The organism is Haloarcula sp. MBLA0138 (assembly GCF_055632455.1).
The window spans coordinates 2,329,013-2,345,054 of record NZ_CM145746.1 but is presented as its reverse complement, the minus strand read 5'-3'; the positions used below and the strand labels follow the sequence as shown (position 1 = coordinate 2,345,054).

The 16,042-nt window shown below is 68.7% G+C and carries 16 protein-coding genes; 4 read left to right on the top strand and 12 right to left on the bottom strand.

All coding sequences use genetic code 11. From position 1 onward, the window contains the following. Positions 1-13: 13 nt before the first annotated feature. Complete coding sequence (locus ACV7JO_RS12515; protein ID WP_470353742.1) at positions 14-346, top strand: carboxymuconolactone decarboxylase family protein; 333 nt, start codon at positions 14-16, stop codon at positions 344-346. Positions 347-498: 152 nt separating this feature from the next. Beyond that, positions 499-1,146 (top strand): DUF3800 domain-containing protein, encoded by a 648-nt coding sequence (locus ACV7JO_RS12510; RefSeq protein ID WP_470353741.1) that lies wholly within the window; start codon positions 499-501, stop codon positions 1,144-1,146. A 199-nt stretch (positions 1,147-1,345) separates the two neighbouring features. On the opposite strand, the gene ACV7JO_RS12505 is transcribed toward ACV7JO_RS12510, so the two are convergent. From ACV7JO_RS12505 to ACV7JO_RS12455, 11 genes are all read right to left on the bottom strand, one after another. Then, positions 1,346-3,022 (bottom strand): 2-oxo acid dehydrogenase subunit E2, encoded by a 1,677-nt coding sequence (locus tag ACV7JO_RS12505; protein WP_470353740.1) that lies wholly within the window; start codon positions 3,020-3,022, stop codon positions 1,346-1,348. 3 nt (positions 3,023-3,025) lie between these two features. Then, positions 3,026-4,024, bottom strand: a complete 999-nt coding sequence (locus ACV7JO_RS12500) for an alpha-ketoacid dehydrogenase subunit beta (RefSeq protein ID WP_470353739.1) — start codon at positions 4,022-4,024, stop codon at positions 3,026-3,028. Further along, the gene (pdhA, locus tag ACV7JO_RS12495; RefSeq protein ID WP_470355780.1) at positions 4,021-5,127 is read right to left on the bottom strand and encodes a pyruvate dehydrogenase (acetyl-transferring) E1 component subunit alpha; all 1,107 of its coding nucleotides are present in this window, start codon (positions 5,125-5,127) and stop codon (positions 4,021-4,023) included. The genes ACV7JO_RS12500 and pdhA overlap by 4 nt, the downstream gene beginning before the upstream one ends. A gap of 127 nt (positions 5,128-5,254) precedes the next feature. Next, positions 5,255-6,025, bottom strand: coding sequence for a PHP domain-containing protein (locus ACV7JO_RS12490; RefSeq protein WP_470353738.1), 771 nt, complete (start codon positions 6,023-6,025; stop codon positions 5,255-5,257). Positions 6,026-6,028: 3 nt separating this feature from the next. Further along, the gene (locus ACV7JO_RS12485) at positions 6,029-6,772 is read right to left on the bottom strand and encodes a 2-phosphosulfolactate phosphatase (RefSeq protein WP_470353737.1); all 744 of its coding nucleotides are present in this window, start codon (positions 6,770-6,772) and stop codon (positions 6,029-6,031) included. A 174-nt stretch (positions 6,773-6,946) separates the two neighbouring features. Beyond that, entirely contained in the window at positions 6,947-7,756 is an 810-nt protein-coding gene (locus ACV7JO_RS12480) for an energy-coupling factor transporter transmembrane component T family protein (protein ID WP_470353736.1), read from the bottom strand. After that, positions 7,753-9,492: an ABC transporter ATP-binding protein gene (locus ACV7JO_RS12475; RefSeq protein WP_470353735.1), complete on the bottom strand. Its 1,740-nt coding sequence runs from the start codon at positions 9,490-9,492 to the stop codon at positions 7,753-7,755. Before ACV7JO_RS12475 ends, ACV7JO_RS12480 begins: the two co-directional genes overlap by 4 nt. A gap of 4 nt (positions 9,493-9,496) precedes the next feature. Then, the gene (locus tag ACV7JO_RS12470; RefSeq protein ID WP_470353734.1) at positions 9,497-10,354 is read right to left on the bottom strand and encodes a DUF8171 family membrane protein; all 858 of its coding nucleotides are present in this window, start codon (positions 10,352-10,354) and stop codon (positions 9,497-9,499) included. A gap of 118 nt (positions 10,355-10,472) precedes the next feature. Continuing rightward, complete coding sequence (gene lipA / locus ACV7JO_RS12465) at positions 10,473-11,426, bottom strand: lipoyl synthase (RefSeq protein ID WP_470353733.1); 954 nt, start codon at positions 11,424-11,426, stop codon at positions 10,473-10,475. 54 nt (positions 11,427-11,480) lie between these two features. Further along, positions 11,481-11,648, bottom strand: a complete 168-nt coding sequence (locus ACV7JO_RS12460) for a hydrogenase/urease maturation nickel metallochaperone HypA (protein ID WP_470353732.1) — start codon at positions 11,646-11,648, stop codon at positions 11,481-11,483. Positions 11,649-11,898: 250 nt separating this feature from the next. Then, the gene (locus tag ACV7JO_RS12455; RefSeq protein ID WP_470353731.1) at positions 11,899-12,246 is read right to left on the bottom strand and encodes an ArsR/SmtB family transcription factor; all 348 of its coding nucleotides are present in this window, start codon (positions 12,244-12,246) and stop codon (positions 11,899-11,901) included. 138 nt (positions 12,247-12,384) lie between these two features. On the opposite strand from ACV7JO_RS12455, the gene ACV7JO_RS12450 reads away from it, so the two are divergent. After that, positions 12,385-14,733: a DEAD/DEAH box helicase gene (locus ACV7JO_RS12450; protein ID WP_470355779.1), complete on the top strand. Its 2,349-nt coding sequence runs from the start codon at positions 12,385-12,387 to the stop codon at positions 14,731-14,733. Between the two features lie 306 nt (positions 14,734-15,039). Further along, entirely contained in the window at positions 15,040-15,282 is a 243-nt protein-coding gene (locus tag ACV7JO_RS12445) for a DUF8028 family protein (RefSeq protein WP_470353730.1), read from the top strand. Positions 15,283-15,381: 99 nt separating this feature from the next. Here ACV7JO_RS12445 and ACV7JO_RS12440 read toward each other — a convergent pair whose 3' ends face one another. After that, positions 15,382-16,038: an HAD family hydrolase gene (locus tag ACV7JO_RS12440; RefSeq protein ID WP_470353729.1), complete on the bottom strand. Its 657-nt coding sequence runs from the start codon at positions 16,036-16,038 to the stop codon at positions 15,382-15,384. Between the last annotated feature and the right edge of the window lie 4 nt (positions 16,039-16,042).

Genomic DNA, 16,042 nt, shown 5'->3' with positions numbered 1-16,042 from the left:
CGAACGTCGTCCCATGGCCGACGACATCGACGACCCATCGGAACTGCCAGCGGCCGCCGGAACGTTCGCCGCCGACAACCCCGCGGTCTGGAGCGCCTACGCGGAACTGGGGCGGGCCTGCGCCGAGGCCGGCCCGCTCGACGACGAGACCAAGCGGCTCGTGAAACTCGCGCTCGCTATCGGTGCCGAGTCCGAGGGCGCGGTCCACTCCCACGTCCGCCGCGGGTTGGAGGAGGGACTCGACCCTGCGGCGCTGGACCACGTCGCCACGCTGGCGGTCCCGACGCTCGGGTTCCCGCAGGCCATGGCCGCCCGCACGTGGATCGCCGACGAGACGGAGCCGTAGCGTACTGCGGCCGCAGCGCTCGACCCTCGGTCGCCGTCTCATCGTGTGACCACCGCCGAACGAAACTGTGGATACAGCGAGCCGGAACCACTTCCACCTCGGTTTGCGAACCTTCTTCCCGAATCCACGCAAAGAGATTTTCCACCTCGATAATGCCCTACTACGGCGACATTTCCGGGGACTTCCGGAATCTCCTGCGGGACTCGTGCGACGCGGTCGCGGTTGCTGTCGTCGGTGGTACCGTACACGACTGCTATCGTTGCCCAAAGCGAGCGGTCCGGAATGTGACGCAACTCGACGAGGCGAAGTGGTACGATATGCAGGCGACGGAGAAACGCCGGTTCATGGACTGTCTCTCGGAGCATCAGGACTCGCTCCGCTTCGGATACGCGGTATTCGAGAAGGACGACTTCACGACGCTCGACTCGCATTATAAGCTCTTTCAGGACGTAGAGTTCCCGCCCGTTTGGGACATCGCAGTGCGCGCCTACGCATACACGGAAATCCTCCAGCAACTCACAGGCAACGACCGAGTCGAATTCTACGCCGACCGCTTCCGCTCGACGCGGCAGACGGACGAGCTCTGCGAGGAAATCGCTGACCGGCTGGACTACGTTGACGTGACGTGTGCGTCTTCGAGACAGAGAGACGGCATTCAGGCAGCCGACTGTCTGGCCGGCGCTGCAGCGGCACAGGAGACGGGCGGGACGCCGTGGCTCGACCACTTCGATACCGCGGCTGAGATAGAAGAGTGTTCACACTGGACGCTGGCGCAACTGGAACACCAACTCACTGCATGAACACCGGCCCGTGTTTGGCCTCCCACCCACTCGCCCGGCAACTGAGGAAGCCAATCAACGCTTCCAGACGTTTCCGGGCTGAGGCGTTGTTCACGCCCCTGCAGGGTCATCGGCCGCCCACGGCGTTATCGGTATGTGTACCTCACTTCCCGAGTTTGGTAAATCTTGTGGGTACCCTCTCAAGAGCGGTTCCTGACCGTCACTCCAACAGCAGCCGCGTCGGGTCCGCGAGGTACCGCATCAGCGTGTTGGTGAAGCGGGCGGCGTCGGCCCCGTCGACGACGCGGTGGTCGATAGCCAGCGAGAGCGGGAGCGTCGGCGCGGCGACCACCTCGCCGTCGCGGGCGACCGGGCGCTCCTCCAAGGCCCCGACGCCGAGTATCGCCGTCTCCGGGACGTTGATGACCGGGTTCGCGTACTCGCCGCCGACCGCGCCGAAGTTCGTCACGGTGAACGTCCCGCCTTGCATCTCCGCGCGGTCGAGGTCACGAGAGCGGGCGCGGGCAACGAGGTCGTTGACCTCGGTGGCGAGTTCGAGCAGCCCCTTCTCGTCGACCGCGTCGACGACCGGCACCACGAGGCCGTGGTCGGTCGCCGTCGCCACGCCGAGGTTGTACTCGTCGCGGTAGACGATCTCCTCGCTCTCGGTGTCCAGCCGCGTGTTGAGAACGGGGTGGTCGGCCAGCGCCGCCGCGGCGCACTTCAGCAGGAACGGGGTGTAGGTCAGCCGGACGCCACGCTCCTCGGCCAGCGGCTCAAGTCGCTCGCGGGCCTCGACCAGCCCCTCGACGGCGACCGTGTCGTGGTGGGTCGCGTGGGGGACCTCGCGGCGCGAGCGGGCCATCCGCTCGCCGATGGTCCGCCGGGTCCCGCGGTAGGGCTCGCGGCGGTCGCCCGCCGCCGCGGTCGCCCCGTCGGCCGTCTCACCAGCCGCGGCGGCGTCCTCGGTCGCTCCGCCGGCGGCCGCTTTCATCTCCGCGACGACCGCCTCGGCCACCTCGCGCACGTCCTCGTCGGTGACCTCGGCGGCGACGGCCTGTCGGTCGGCGTACGAGCGCACCGCCGCCGCGTCGACGTAGGGCTGCCCGTCGCGGGTCTGGTCCGTCGGGACGGCGTCGACGTCGACGCCGAGTTCCCGCGCCAGTTTCCGGGTCGCCGGCGTCGCCAGCGTCCGCTCGCGGCGCTCGGCGTCCTCGTCCGCCCGCCGGACCGCCGACTGCACCGCGGCGTCGTCCCCGTCCTCCGCGTCGTCGCCCACGCTCGCCACGACGCTGGTGGGTCCGTCGTCCGCGGCGTCCGTGCCGTCGTCGGCCGGCGAGACGACGCTCGTGGGTCCGTCGTCGTCGTCCGCGTCCCCGACCGCCGAGACGGCGGGGGTGGGCTCCGTGCCGTCGGCCCCGGACTCGGCGGCCGCCCGCACGTCCTCGTCGGTGACGCGGCCGCCGGGGCCGGACCCCTCGACGGCCCCGATGTCGACGCCCTCCTCGCGGGCCAGTCGGCGGACGCTCGGGGCGGCGAAGACGCGGCCGCCGGCCCCGTCGTCGCGGTCGGTCGCTCCTTCGCTCGCCTCGTCCTCACCCGCGTCGCTCTCGTCTGCCGCCTCGCCGTCGGCCGTCTCCGCGCCGTCGGCTCCCTCCTCGTCGACTTCGAAGGTGACCAGCACGTCGCCGACGGCGACCACGTCGCCGACCGCGGCGTGCAGTTCGGCGACGACCCCGTCGACCGGTGCGGGCACGTCGACGGCGGCCTTGTCCGTCTCCACTTCGGCGACCAGTTGGTCCTCGGTGACCCGCTCGCCCGGTTCGACGTGCCACGCCAGTACCTCGCCCTCAGCGACGCCTTCCCCCAAATCGGGGAGCGTGAACTCGACGGTCATGGCTCAGAACTCGACGGCCGACCTGATACCGTCTTTGATGCGGGCGGGTTCGGGGAGGTAGTAGTCCTCCAAGGCGTACAGCGGGACGGGCACGTCGAAGCCCGTCACCCGCTCGACGGGAGCCTCCTGATACAGCAGGGCCTCCTCTTGGATGGTCGCGGTTATCTCGCCGGCCAGCCCGCCGGTCTTTGGGGCCTCGTGGACGACGACGGCGCGGCCGGTCTTGCGGAACGAGTCGAGGATGGCGTCGGTGTCCATCGGCTTCAGCGTCCGCAGGTCGACGACCTCGCAGTCGATACCCTCCGCGGCCAGTTCCTCGGCGGCGTCCATCGTCGGCCGGGTCATCGCGCCCCACGTGAACACCGACACGTCCGCGCCCTCGCGGCGGACGGCGGCCGTGCCCAGTTCGACCGTGTAGCGCTCGTCGGGCACGTCCTCGCGGAACGCGCGGTAGATGAGCTTCGGTTCGAGAAAGATTACCGGGTCGGGGTCCCGAATCGACGCAGCGAGCAGCCCCTTCGTCTCCCGGGGCGTGGAGGGGACGACCACCTTCAGCCCGGGTTCGTGGACGTAGAAGGCCTCCTTGGACTCGGAGTGGTGTTCCGGCGCGCGGATGCCGCCGCCGTAGGGCGCTCGAATCGTCAGCGGGCAGGTGTAGCGCCCCCGGCTTCGGGTTCGCAGGCGGGCCGCGTGGCTCACTATCTGGTCGAAGGCGGGGTACATGAACCCGGAGAACTGTATCTCGGGGACCGGCCGCAGGCCGTAGGCGGCCATCCCGATGGCGGTGCCGACGATGCCCGACTCCGCCAGCGGCGTGTCGACGACGCGGTCCCCACCGAACTCCTCGTACAGCCCCTGTGTCGCCCGGAAGACGCCGCCGTTCTTGCCCACGTCCTCGCCCATCACCAGCACGTCCCCGTCGCGTTCCATCTCGCCGTAGAGGCCGTCCCGGACCGCCTGTACCAGCGTCAGGCTCTGCGTGTCGGCGTCCTGTGCGCTCATTCCAGCAACACCTCGTCGCCGTGGCGCGCCCGTAGCGCCTCGAGGTACTCCAGTTGCTCGCGCAGTCGCTCGGGCATCTCCGCGTACACGTCCGCGAACATCTCGTCGGGGCTTGGGCGTTCGGTCGACTCCGCGGTTTCGATGGCCTCGGCGACCTCGTCGCCGACGGCCTCGTCGATGGCGGCGACCCGCTCGTCGTCTACCAGTCCCCGCTCCCGGAGGAACGCCTCCAGCCGCGGAATCGGGTCCTTGCGCTTCCAGCGCTCGACCTCCTCGTCGTCCCGGTAGACCGAGGGGTCGTCGGCCGTGGTGTGGGCCCCGAAGCGGTACTGGACCGCCTCTATCATCGTCGGCCGCGGGTCGCCGTCGGGCGGGCGCTTGGCCTTCTCGACGGCCTCGCGGGTCACCTGATACACCGCCAGCGGGTCCATCCCGTCGACCTGTACCCCATCGAAGCCGTAGGCGTGGGCCTTCCCCGCCAGCGTCTCGCTCGCCGTCTGGCGCTCGCGGGGGACCGAGATGGCCCACTGGTTGTTGTTACAGAAGAAGACGGCGGGGACGTCGAAGACGCCCGCGAAGTTCAGCCCCTCGTGGAAGTCCCCCTCGCTGGTCGCGCCGTCGCCGAAGTACACGAGGACGGCGTGGTCCTCGCCCCGGAGCTTTGCGGCCAGTGCGGCCCCCGTCGCGTGGGGAATCTGCGTGGCGATGGGGACCGCGAGCGAGAAGACGGCCACGTCCTCGGGGGGCGCGTTACCGCGCTCGTTGCCCATCCAGTACAGCAGGTCGTCGGCCAGCCCCCAGCCCCGGACCGCGAGCGCGAGGTGTTCGCGGTAGCTCGGGAACACCCAATCGCCCTCGTCCAGCGCCATCGCGCTCCCGACCTGCGAGGCCTCCTGTCCGGCCATCGGCGGGTACGTCCCCATCCGCCCCTGCCGCTGGAGGCTCACCGCCCGCTGGTCGAAGTGCCGCCCGAGCTTCAGCAGGCGGTACATCTCGACGAGGGCGTCGTCGCCGAGGTCCGGGACCGTCGCGCCCTCGACCACCGCGCCGTCCTCGTCGATGACCTGTACTCTGTCCGTCGGGTCGCGCTGGAGGACGCTCAGTGGGACCACCTGCCGTGGCGTGACATGTGGTGTGTGTTGGCTCGCAACGGATTTAGCGTTTTTCCGGCGTTATACTGACGGCGGAGTGATTACTGTAGAGCATTTCTCTCGAAGGCATTATTCCCCGTCAGTCGACCAGCGACGCTATCTCGACCGGTTCGACCGCAGAACGCTCACAGACGCCCCGCAAAACGGGCGCGCGCTCACGCAACTCCGCGGGCGTGTGACTGTCCGTTCCGAGGACGAACGAGACGCCTTCGTCCCGGAAGACGTCGAGGACGGCCGGGTCCGGGTGAACGCGGCCGAGCGACTGGCTGGCTCGGCCGGCGTTGATTTCCGGGACCGTCCGCGAGTCGGAAAGCGCCGCCGCGACGCGTTCGTAGTCGCGACGGGTCGTATATCGGCGGAGGGGAGCCATCCGCTCGGGGAGGTCGAGGTGACCGAGTACGTCGAACAGTTCCGAGTCGACCAGCGCCACGACCGCGTCGTAGTACCGCTCGACGGCCGCCCGGCGCTCGGCGGGGTCGGCATCGGCGTACTGACTGGCGCTGGTGTAGTCGTAGGGTCCGGCGAAGTGGACGCTACCGATGGTGTACGCGAAGTCGGACTCGTCGAGGAACGCGGCGAGACGCGCCTCCTCGCCTTCGACGTAGCTCATCTCGGCGGCGTCGTACAACCGGAGGTCGGTCTCGGTGCGCGCCGCGTCGATGACCTCGCGTCGCTCCTCGTAGGTCTCGACGAGGTCGTAGCGCGCGCGCCGACCGAACTCGTCATCGCTCACGATGCAGTGGTCCGTCAGGCCGAGGCCGTCGAGTCCGGCGGTCTCGGCGGCCGCGACCATCCCGTCGAGGGCGGACCCGTCCGAGAACGTCGTGTGAACGTGACCGTCGCTTTCCATCGTTCAGGCGGCCTCGCCGCCGACGTCGACGAGGCGCTGGTCGACGAGTTTCGGGACCACGTCGCGGCTGTCGAACGCCAGCGTGTACTCGTAGAGGTCGGTCCGCTTGACCTGTGGCTTGCGCTCGTATTTGGGTCCCTTCCCGAACGTGACCATCTCGCGGAAGACCGCGCGCTGTTCGGCTGTCGGCGGTCGTTCGTGGAGGTGTCGGGCGATGTAGAGCGCACCGGCGACGTCCTCCGGCGAGGGCTTGCCGTTCGACCCGGCGGCGACGAAGTAGGTCTCCCGGTCGCTCTCTCGGAGGTGTTCGGCCACCGCCTTCCCGTTGGTCAGGCCGCCGACGTATATCTCGACGTCGTCGCCGCCGGCCAGTCGGAGGTCGGTGACGGCGTTGCCGCCGTTGGTCGAGGTCATCGCCGTCGGTCGGCCCGCGACGTCCACGTCCTGCACGAAACTGGGCGAGTTGAAGAAGTCGTATTCCTCCTCGCCCTCGTAGTTCGGACCGGAACTGCCGCCGATTTTCGCTCGTGGATGCTCGGCTTTGAAATCGGGTTCGTTGCCGCGCTCCTCGGTGATGTAGATGTACTCCGCTCCGTTGGCGAACAGTTCCGGCACCGTCGTCGAGAACTGGGCGACGTCGATGACCACGTAGTTCCCGGGTGCGGGGTCGTCGGGAATCTGTGCCCGCGCCGGGATGATTGTCTCTAACAGTTTCTCGCCGAGGCCGTCGTCCGAAACCAAGCGCATGTCTCTTCGTTTAGGTGGCCGGATATAACGGCGACTATGAGCCGTCTTTTCGGCTTGGTACCGCTCGGTATCGCTATATACCGATTTTCGGAGCGTTCGGCGCGTAACGAGAGCCACCGGCATCGACGGAACGTTGCACGGCAGGTTGACGCGGAAAGCGGTGACGTGGCGGCGCTACAGCGAGACGGCGAGCAGTGCGACGACGCCCAGCGACCCGGCGAAGAAGCCGACGTCGAGCGGCCGGACGTTCATGTCCGCCAACTGCAACTCCTTGCTCGCATCGTCGTGCAACGAGTGGGAAAACCCTCGCGTCTCCATGGCCTCGACGGTGACGCGACTGCGCTTTGCGACGTTGAATATCATGGGATAGAACGCTCGCATGGACGTCTTCAGCAGATACGCGTAGTGTCGCCACCGGAAGCGGCCGGGCGCGGACGGCGCGGAACTGCGGAGCCGGTAGGCGTTGACGAGGTCGTGGTACTCCTCGAAGAGCACCGGCAACATCCGGTAGCCGTAGGTGATGAGGAAAGTGAACTGCCGGGGGATACCGAGACTCCGCAGGCCGCGCGCGAGCGTCTTCGGCCCCATGCTGGAGAAGACGGCCAGACTCGAGACGGAGATGACGGTCAGCTTCAGCGTGAACGGAATCAGCGCCCGAATCGCCGCCAGCGGGTCGCCGGTAAACGCCGTCACGACGGCGTACGACGCCAGCGTCGACGCCACGGTGAACGCCATCAACCCGACCAGAAAGAGACTCACTCGCGAGGCGACCGCGAGCACCGAGACGAACGCGAGCAGTCCCAGTAAGACCGCGGTATCGTAGAACAGCCACGGGACGAACAGGAAGACGACGTACCACAGCAACAACACGCGCGGGTCGAGGCGGTGCAGGAACGACCCCTCGTTCTCGTAGGCCGTCTTCAGCAGGTCGTTCTTGATGCCTTCGACCGACGCGGCGTCGCGCAGGCCGTCGAAGTACGTCATCGGTCGGTCACCTCCGGCGTGACGGCGTCACCGTCGAGCCGACGCGCCAACTCGTCGACGGTCAGCGCCAGGGGGGAGAGACCGAGTTGCTCGCCCAGTCGAACGACCTGGGGCGGGCGTAGATTCGCCCGTTCGAGCGTCTCGACGGCCGAGAACACCGATTCCGGCGGGCCGTCGGCGACGACCCGGCCGCCGTCGAGGACGACGACGCGGGTCGCCCACGCGGCCGCCAGCTCGAGGTCGTGCGTGGCGACGACGACCGTCTCGACGCGGTCGCCGGCCCGGTCGATAGTTCGTCCGACCTCCGCTCTGCTCGCCAAATCGAGGCTTCCGGTCGGTTCGTCGAGCAGGATAATCGAGGGGTCCGTCGCCAGCCCGATGGCCAGCGAGGCGCGCCGTTGCTGGCCGACGCTGAGCAGGCGGCCGTCCCGGTGTTGCAGGTCTTCGAGGTTCAGATACTCGATGACGTCGTCGACGCGCGCCTCGACGTCCGGGTACTCCCGGTCGCGGAGGTAGTGGGCGACGTCCGCCCGCACTTCGTCTTCGATGAACATCTCCTCGGGGTTCTGGTGGACGTACACCACCTCCTCGGCGAGTTCCTCGGGCAGCGCCGCCCCCGCGTCGACGCCGTCGACGGTGACGCTTCCCTCGTCGGCGCGCTCGATGCCGGTGAGCAGTCGCAGCAGCGTCGACTTCCCGGCTCCGTTGCTCCCGACCAGCACGACTCGTTCGTCCGGATAGAGGTCGAGCGAGAGGCCGTCGAGCGCCCGACGCTTTCCGTTCCGGAGCGTCCGGTAGGACTTCGAGACGTCCTCGACGGCGACGACCGGTGACCGGCCGTCGCCCGCCGTCGGGGAGTCGCGAACAGCGCCGTCGGTGCGGACGCCGCCCGCGGCGACGTGCGCTTCGAACTGCGACGCGCCGTCGGCGACAGTGACCGGCAGTCGCCGGTCGTCGTCGTACACGCGTTCGGCGACCCGGGTCACCTGTGGCGGATGGACACCCTGCGCCCGGAGGTCCGAGAGGCGGTTCAGCGCGTCTTCGACGGGGAGTTTCCAGGCGACTTCCCCGTCGTCGACCAGCACGACGCTCTCGCAGTACTCCGCGATGAACTCGGTGTGGTGTTCGATAGTGACGACCGTCTTGCCGTGGTCGGCGTTGAGTTCGGCGAGGTGTTCGTAGGTCTCCCGGGCGTTCTCGGGGTCCAACTGCGCGGCCGGTTCGTCGACGACGAGGATTTCGGGGTCGAGCGACAGCGCCGCCGCGAGGGCGACGAGGTGTTTCTGTCCGCCCGATAGCTCCCAGACGAACCGGTCTTCGAGTCCGTCGAGGTTCAACAGGTCGAGCGTTCGGTGGACGCGCTCGCGGTAGTCCTCGCGGCCGTAGTTCAGCGGCGCGAACGCGACTTCCTCGAACACCGTCGGGCTGACCAACTGGTTGTCGAACTCCTGAAAGACGTAGCCGACGCGCCGTGACAGTTCCGAGACGGAACTCGACTCGACGTCGCGCCCGGCGACGGTGACCGACCCCTCGAAGGTCCCCTCGTAGAAGTGGGGGACGATGCCGTTGAACGACTTACACAGCGTCGTCTTCCCCGACCCGTTGCCGCCGACGACGGCGACGAACTCGCCGGGGGCTATCTCTACGTCGGCCCCGGAGAGGACGTTCGCGTCGGTCCCGGGGTACCGAAAGGAGAGGTCGTCGACGACGATGTCCGCGTCGTGACTCGCGTCCATCGCTTCAGGCTGCCCGTCGGGTCGCGCGATACCAGGCGGCCAGTGCGAGGACGGCGGCGACGACGATGGGCACCGCGATGAAGACCTGTCCGTACGTTTCGAGGAACGCTGGTTCCCAGACGACGTTGATGGCACCGCCGACCTCACTGGCGGCCTCGGCGGCGAACGCTATCGGGAAGGCGACCAGCATCGCGAGCAGCGCCGTCACCGAGAACCCGCGCCACATCGACGCGCCGCGTTCGCCCGCGTACGGTTCCATCCCCAGCAGCGGCTCTATCTTCCCGTGGAGCTTCGGATAGAGGTACAGCGCCGGAATGACGCCGAAGACGATGCCGGTGATGACCATCTGCGTGACGAAGTCGACGGCTTCGAGGACGAGGATGCTCTCTGGCAGGCCGGGCACCGCTTCCAGTTCCTCGACGCCGACGTACACCTTGCCGACGTCGATGAACATGGCGAAGAACTCCTCTAACGCTTCCGCGAGGAACACGACGATTGCGAGTTGGGTCGTGTTCTCGGGGTCCTGCAGGAGTTTGGCGGCGAAGTAGTAACAGACCGGAATCAGGAGTAACCCTTCCATCGCGCCGAGTCCGTCGAACTCGCCGAGCAGTATCTCGCCGAAGACTATCTCGCCGACCGGGACGGCCAGCGCCGCCCAGTAGGTCCGGAACAGGAGGACCAACACGATGGGGATGAAGACGAACTCGCCGACCCCGAGTTCCAGCGGCCCGAGCGTGAACTCCGGCAGTATCTCCGTGACGGCGTTCTGTAACCCCGTCAGGGACATGACGAGGATGAACACCATCATGTCCTGTTTGTCGAACGTGAACCACCCCTCCGACGTCGCTGAGGTCGTACTCATGCTACGGTCGAACGGATAGCCAGTCGCTATTTGAACGATTATAATATTCGTCCGAACGGCTATTGGACGAACGGAGCCGTCAGGAGAACTATATTCGAGTACGTACTGCTCGTCGCGGCTACGCCGTGTAGCCCCGCGCTCGCTCGCGGGCGGCTTCCACGTCGCCGTCTTCCATCACCGCCTCGACGAACAACTCGCCGGCGCGGTACGACGAGCGGACCATCGGCCCCGACGCGCAGTACAGGAAGCCCAGCTCCGTCTCGGCGACCCGCTGCCACGTGTCGAACACGTCCGGGTGGACGTACTCGCTCACCTCCAGATGCGACCGGGACGGCTGGAGGTACTGGCCGAAGGTGACCACGTCGACGCCGACCTGCCGGAGGTCCGAGAGGGTCTGGTACACCTCGTGGGCGTACTCGCCGACGCCCAGCATCAGGCTGGTCTTGACGACGGCGTCGCTCTCGCGGGCGGCCCGCCGGAGGACCGACAGGGACTGCTCGTAGCCCGCCCGGCGGTCCCGCACCGGCCACTGGAGGCGGTCGACCGTCTCGACGTTGTGGGCGAACACGTCCGGTTCGGCGTCGAGTATCCGCCGGACGCAGTCGGCCTCCCCCCGGAAATCGGGCACCAGACACTCCACGAGAATCCCCTCGTCGCGGTCCTTGATGGCCCGGATGGTCTCGGCGAAGTGACCCGCGCCTTGGTCGGGCAGGTCGTCCCGGTCGACGCTGGTCAGGACGACGTAGTCCAGCCCTATGTCGGCGACGGCGTCGGCCACCCGTTCCGGTTCGTCGGGGTCGGGCGGCTCCATCCCGCCGGTCGCCACGTCACAGAAGTTACAACCCCGCGAGCAGCGGTCGCCGAGCAGCATGAACGTCGCCGTCCCGGGGCCGGCGTCGCCGTCGCCCGGGACGCTCTCGCTCCCCGACCAGCACTCCCCGAGGTTCGGGCAGTTGGCCTCCTCACAGACCGTGTTGAGGTCGCGCTCCCGGAGGCTCCGTTTGATGTCGGCGAACCGCTCGCCCGACGGCGGCCGCGTCTTCAGCCAGTCGGGCTTGCGCCGGTGGCTCATCACTCCACGGTTGGCCCCGTCGCGCAAAAGACGTTGTGTTCGGCCGGCCGCCGACTACCCTTCGAGTGAGGTCAGGTCCTCGCCGCCACACTCCGGGCACTGGAACCAGTAGGAGTCCTCCTCGGCCTCCGACCGGAACTCGTGGCCGCACTCCTCGCACTCGTATTTGGGCTTCTGTTCAGCGATACCGACCTTCTGCTTGACGGTCTGGATGACGGACATGGGTTCCACTCCACGGATTGTGGAGCCGGCGTGTTATAACGTCGTCCGGCGCTTCAGACCGCGAAGCGCGCGATTCCGGGCAGGCGAGTTTGTCGCTCACCCGGCCGCGAAAACTCGGCGTTCGGCCGGCCAATGGCGGCCGGTCGCCGGCGCGGCCCGGCAGTTTCAGACCGCGAAGCCGCGCGAGCGACCCGCCCGCCGGCGTCGCCGTCCGCTCGTCGAAAGCGGCACCGCAGTTCGGCGCTGGGACTCACTCGTCGCCGTCGTCCCGAACGTCCGTGCTCCCGTCGACGAACTCCCGGCGCAACTGGAGGTCGACCTCGAAGCCGCCGCCGTCCAGTTCGAAACAGACCCGCTCCAAGGTCGCCTCGTACACCTTGTAGTGGTTGCCGTCCTCGTCGACCCGGCGGGCCTCCCGAAGCAGGTCGTACTCCTGACACACGTCGACGCGGCGGTAGACCGTCGGCTCCGAGGCGTCGAGTTCGGCGGTCAGGCGCTGGACCGACACCGGTTCGACGTTCGCCACCGCGAGGATGCGCCGCACCGCCTCGCTGCCAAGCACGTCGAAGACGGTCTCGGGGTCCCAGTCCTTGCTCACACGTAAGCGCGCGCGGCCAGCCACCTAAATCCCGGTGGCCGGGCCGACCGCGGGGGTCGGTTCGCCGCCATAGAAACGCCTTTGCCGTCGCGGTCCCGCCTCTCGGACGTGTCACGCAGCGCCGACAGCGAGCCGACCGTGGCGGTCTCGGAGGTGCTCCCCGAGTTCGCCGACGCCTTTCCCTTCGAGCGGTTCAACGAGATGCAGTCGGCGGCCCTGCCCGCCCTGTTGAACCGCGAGGACAACGTCGTGGTCAGCGCGCCCACCGCCAGCGGCAAGACCGCGTTGGCCGAACTCGCTATCTGCAAGACGCTGGCCGCGGGCGGGACCGCGCTCTTTCTGGCCCCGCTCCGGGCGCTGACAAACGAGAAGGAGAGCGAGTGGGAGCGCTTCGAGGAACTGGGCTACTCGGTGTACGTCGTCACCGGCGAGCGGGACCTCAACCCCCGCCGGGCCGAGCGGGCCGACATCCTCGTGATGACGCCGGAGAAAGCCGACTCCGCCACCCGCAAGCACGACACGCCACGCTACGCCTTCATCACGGACGTGGACTGCTGTGTCATCGACGAGGTCCACCTGCTGGACTCGGACCGCCGGGGTGCGGTGCTTGAGGTCACCGTCTCCCGACTGCGTCGCCTCTGTGACCCCCGCGTGGTTGCGCTCTCGGCGACGATGCCCAACGTCGACGACGTGGCCGACTGGCTCGACGCCCCAGAGGAGACGACGTTCGCTTTCGGCGACGACTACCGGCCGGTGCCGCTGAACGCCGACGTGAAGACGTACTCCCACGGCGAGAACGCCTTCGCCGACAAGTACCGCCGGCTCTACCGCGCGCTCGACCTCGCCGAGCCACACATCCACGACGAGGGGCAGGCGCTGGTGTTCGTCTCCTCCCGGCAGGACACCGTCCAAGCCGCCAAGAAGGCCCGTGACGAACTCACCGAGCGGGACGTGCCGATGGGCGCTCGGGGCGACTACGACTTCCACAACGACGCCGCCGACCTCTCGAACGACACGCTCCGCCAGTCCGTGCTCGACGGGGTGGGCTTTCACCACGCCGGCCTCGCCCGCGAGGACAAGAACCGCGTCGAGGAGTGGTTCAAGCAGGGGAAGATTCAACTGCTGTTCTCGACCTCGACGCTGGCGTGGGGCGTCAACCTCCCCGCCCGCTGTGTCGTCATCCGGGACACGAAGCTCCACGACCCGCTGGAGGGCGAGGTCGACATGAGCCCGCTCGACGTGCTCCAGATGCTCGGGCGCGCAGGCCGGCCGGGCTACGACGACATGGGGTACGCGTGGGTGGTCTGTGACCGCTCGGAGGCCGACAAGTACCGCGCGCTCCTCCGGGACGGCAAGGAGATAGAGTCACGGCTGGCCGGCGAACTGGACGCCCACCTCAACGCCGAAATCGCGCTCGGGACGGTCGGCGACGTCGACGACGTGATGGACTGGTTGGCGACGACGTTCTACTACGCCCGCGCCCAGTCCGCGCCCGACGCCTACGCCGCCGGGAGCGACCTGCGCGACCGCGTCAGCGACACCCTCTCGTCGCTGGTCGCCGACGGCTTCGTCGAACAGGACGGCCTCGCTATCGAGGCGACCCGGCTGGGTCAGCTGGCCTCGAAGTTCTACCTCCGCCTCTCGACGGCGCGGCGCTTCGCCGACCTCGCCGAGCGCTGCGCGGACGGCGTCGAACCGGACGCCGACGCGCTCTTGCGGACCGTCGCCGGGGCCGCGGAGTTCGACAGCGTCAGCGCCCGCTCGGACGAGCAGGACGCGGTCCACGCCGTCCTCGGCGAAACCGACGACGAACTCGACGCCGGACAGCGGAAGGTGCTCGCCATCCTCCGGTCGGGGATGACCGGGACGACGCCGACCGAACTCAAAAGCGACGCGTGGGTCATCCGGCAGAACGCCCTCCGCCTGCTGGCCGCGCTCCGGGACTTTCTCGACAACCTCGCGCCGGCGCGGGCGGCCAACCTCGCGGCCCGCGTCGAGTCCCGTGTCGAACACGGCGTCAGCGCCGACGCCGTCGGCCTGACCGCCGTCGACGGCGTCGGGTCCGGGCGCGCGGGCACGCTCGCCGCCGCGGGCCTGCGGACGCCCGCGGACGTGCTCGACGCCGGCGTCGACGGCCTCGTCGGGGCCGGCCTCTCCGAGGGCGTCGCCCAACAGGTCGTCTCGAACGCCCGCGAACTGCCCGTCGTCTCGGTCGACTGGGGCGCGTTCCCCGAGACCATCGCCGCCGGCGACCGCGCCATGCGGGAGGTGACGGTCACGAACGACGGCGGCGGCGCACGCGCCGGCCTCCGGGTGACGGTCAACGGCCGCGAGATGACTGCCAAACCCTCGTATCTCGGCGAGGCGACGCTCCCCGTCGCCCTGTTCGGGGCCGACACCGACGAACTCACGCTCACCGTCGAGGTCGCCTTCCCCGCGCTCCCGTTGCACCCGGTGACCGAGACGCGGACCGTCTCCGTCGAGTGACCGGGCTGCCGCCGCGTTCGTTGCCGTCGCTGTCGCCGCCGTCGGCCCGTCCCGCCGAGCACCCGAGCGGCCGGCACCGGCCACGCGCGTGCGGTCGTCCGGGACCGGTTCGGCCGGCTGTGCCAAACCGTCTCTACTGGCCGAATAAAATTTATAAACCGCTCTCGGCCCATTTCAGAGAGCTACCGACCGCCCGTGAAACGTGGTGAAACCCGCCGAAACGTCGGTCGGGCGAGCGAAATCCCGCCAAGCGTCTGTCGTTTATATGGGGGTGTCGCGCCATACGTGTGAGTGAGGAGAATACCAATGGCAAGCGCGTCGCCCTTCAGTTCGCCCGTGGAGTCGACCCCTGCCGAGAGCGTCGACCTCAGAACCGCCGCCGTCCGCCCGCTGCAGTTCGTCGGCTTCTGGACGGGCGTGCTCGCGCCGCTGGCGTATCCGCTGTTGCTGTTTGGCGGCCTCGACGTGCAGTCGTTGGTGCTCCTCCTCGGCGTCGTCGTCGTCAACGTCGCCGGCCTCGTGCTCGGACGCGGCTACGGCGACGCCTGACCGCTCGGTCCCCGACCCCCCATCCCACTACGCCCTCCGCCACTCCCTTCCGCGACCCCCGTTCTACGAAACGCGCCCCGTTCCCCACGCGGGGCCGCGTTATCGTCCGCCCAGCAGCACGCGCCGCAGCACCGCGGCGTCGCCCGCCTCGTGGTGGACCATCGAGAGGTCCGTCTCGTCGCCGTCGCCCCGGAACCCGACGGTCGTCATCCCGGCGGCGACGGCCGCGCGCGCGCCCGCAGTCGAGTCCTCGACGGCCCACGAGTCGGTCGGGTCGACGCCCAGTTCGGCGGCCCCGCGCTCGTAGATGTCCGGCGCGGGCTTTCCCGGCCCGTCCACGTCCCCCGCGCTGACCGCCGCATCGAAGTGGCCGAGCAGGTCGAACCGGTCGTCGACGACGTCTATCCACTCCCACGGCGCGGAGGTGGTCAGCGCCAGCGCGACGCCCGCGTCGGCGAGCGCGTCCAGCAGGTCGTGTGCGCCCGCCAGCAGCGTCGCGTGCTCGCCGTATATCTCGTGGCCGGCCTCCTCGAACAGCGCCTCGTACTCCGCGCGGGAGACGGCGAGGTCGTACTTCGCGTCGAGGTCCGGATACACCTCGGTGTAGTCCCGGCCCGTTATCTCCGACAGCGGGATGTCGTCGTCTGGCGCGACGGTCGGGAGGATGTGGTCCCGTTGGACGCTCGTCCAGTGGTCTTCCGACTGGACGAGGACACCGTCCATGTCGAAACAGACCGCGGGCGGCTGGTCGCTCATTGTC

What these genes read in the sequence shown, in the direction of transcription:
- ACV7JO_RS12505 (WP_470353740.1), bottom strand. Translation starts at nt 3,022, where the DNA reads ATGACCGTCGAGTTCACGCTCCCCGATTTGGGGGAAGGCGTCGCTGAG.
- ACV7JO_RS12510 (WP_470353741.1), top strand. Translation starts at nt 499, where the DNA reads ATGCCCTACTACGGCGACATTTCCGGGGACTTCCGGAATCTCCTGCGG.
- ACV7JO_RS12480 (WP_470353736.1), bottom strand. Translation starts at nt 7,756, where the DNA reads ATGACGTACTTCGACGGCCTGCGCGACGCCGCGTCGGTCGAAGGCATC.
- ACV7JO_RS12470 (WP_470353734.1), bottom strand. Translation starts at nt 10,354, where the DNA reads ATGAGTACGACCTCAGCGACGTCGGAGGGGTGGTTCACGTTCGACAAA.
- ACV7JO_RS12485 (WP_470353737.1), bottom strand. Translation starts at nt 6,772, where the DNA reads ATGCGCTTGGTTTCGGACGACGGCCTCGGCGAGAAACTGTTAGAGACA.
- ACV7JO_RS12445 (WP_470353730.1), top strand. Translation starts at nt 15,040, where the DNA reads ATGGCAAGCGCGTCGCCCTTCAGTTCGCCCGTGGAGTCGACCCCTGCC.
- ACV7JO_RS12490 (WP_470353738.1), bottom strand. Translation starts at nt 6,025, where the DNA reads ATGGAAAGCGACGGTCACGTTCACACGACGTTCTCGGACGGGTCCGCC.
- ACV7JO_RS12460 (WP_470353732.1), bottom strand. Translation starts at nt 11,648, where the DNA reads ATGTCCGTCATCCAGACCGTCAAGCAGAAGGTCGGTATCGCTGAACAG.
- lipA (WP_470353733.1), bottom strand. Translation starts at nt 11,426, where the DNA reads ATGAGCCACCGGCGCAAGCCCGACTGGCTGAAGACGCGGCCGCCGTCG.
- ACV7JO_RS12440 (WP_470353729.1), bottom strand. Translation starts at nt 16,038, where the DNA reads ATGAGCGACCAGCCGCCCGCGGTCTGTTTCGACATGGACGGTGTCCTC.
- ACV7JO_RS12515 (WP_470353742.1), top strand. Translation starts at nt 14, where the DNA reads ATGGCCGACGACATCGACGACCCATCGGAACTGCCAGCGGCCGCCGGA.
- ACV7JO_RS12500 (WP_470353739.1), bottom strand. Translation starts at nt 4,024, where the DNA reads ATGAGCGCACAGGACGCCGACACGCAGAGCCTGACGCTGGTACAGGCG.
- ACV7JO_RS12475 (WP_470353735.1), bottom strand. Translation starts at nt 9,492, where the DNA reads ATGGACGCGAGTCACGACGCGGACATCGTCGTCGACGACCTCTCCTTT.